This is a genomic window from Bradyrhizobium sp. SHOUNA76, from assembly GCF_023006445.1.
In the GTDB taxonomy this organism is placed as follows: Bacteria; Pseudomonadota; Alphaproteobacteria; order Rhizobiales; family Xanthobacteraceae; genus Bradyrhizobium.
On sequence record NZ_JALBHA010000948.1, the window covers coordinates 1 to 1077 of the forward strand.

General features: G+C 68.5%; 2 protein-coding genes. Both read right to left on the minus strand.

Going from position 1 to position 1077, the window contains the following annotated elements; translation table 11 throughout:
- A partial coding sequence (locus tag MOV74_RS38855; protein WP_246932883.1) for a heme-binding protein occupies positions 1-171 on the minus strand: 171 nt, incomplete at its 3' end.
- The coding region (locus tag MOV74_RS38860; RefSeq protein WP_404979236.1) for a (Fe-S)-binding protein at positions 164-1077 on the minus strand (914 nt) is incomplete at its 5' end. The genes MOV74_RS38855 and MOV74_RS38860, both read right to left, overlap by 8 nt.

A 1077-nucleotide genomic window follows, 5' to 3' on the forward strand; every position in this document is an offset into this window, starting at 1 on the left:
GTGCGCGATCTCGCCGCGCATCAGGCTGGTGCCGTCCTGCGCCGCGGCAAGCTTGAGCACGCCGCGGGCGTCGAGGATGGTGACGACCAGCGGCTTGAGCTTGAGCTCGCCGGCCTTCGCGAAGGCGGCGTCGAGAATCTTGCGGGCGGTGTCGAGGGTGAGGTCAGCCATGGCTGGTTTCCTTTGCAGCGGTTGAGGTGGAATTGTTTTCGGCGCGGTCGAGGCTCATCGCCAGCACGCGCGCGACGTGAAGCGCCTCGCGTTGCGCGCCGTCATGGATCTGGTGGCGGCAGGAGGTGCCGTCGGCAACGATGAGCGCAGCCTGATCGGCGCGCCGCACGGCCGGCAGCAGCGACAGCTCCGCCATCTCGATCGAGGCATCATAGGTGTCCGCGCCATAGCCGAACGCGCCGGCCATGCCGCAGCAGCTCGACTCGATGGTCTCGACCTTCAGGCCGGGGACGAGGCGCAGCACCTGCTCGATCGGCTTGAAGGCGCCGAAGGATTTTTGATGGCAATGGCCGTGCACGACGGCCTTCTCGGCGACGGCGCCGAGCGGCAATTGCAGCCGGCCGGCCTCGGCCTCGCGCACCAGAAACTCCTCGAAGGTCAGCGCATGGGCGCTGACCGCCTTGGCATCGTTGTCCTTGCGCAGGGAAGCGAGCTCGTCGCGCAGCGTCAACAGGCAGCTCGGCTCGAGGCCGACGATCGGCACGCCCCGCGCGGCGAAAGGCGCGAAAGCGGCCACGAGACGATCGAGCTCGGCCCTGGCCTCGTCGACGAGACCGGCGGAGAGGAACGTGCGGCCGCAGCACAGAGGACGGCTGCCGCGCGCAGGCTTCGGCAGATGCACGCGATAGCCGCCAGCTGTCAGCACGCGCAGCGCGGCGTCGAGGTTCTCGCGCTCATAGATGCGATTGAAGGTGTCGGCGAACAGCACGACTTCGCGGCCGGTCTCGGGTCCGACCACTTCAGCCGCCGGCGCAAACACGTCGCTGCGGAAGGCGGGGAGCGCCCGGCGCGCGCTGATGCCGGCAAAGCGCTCGAACAGTTTTCGCAATAACGGGCTGCGATTGC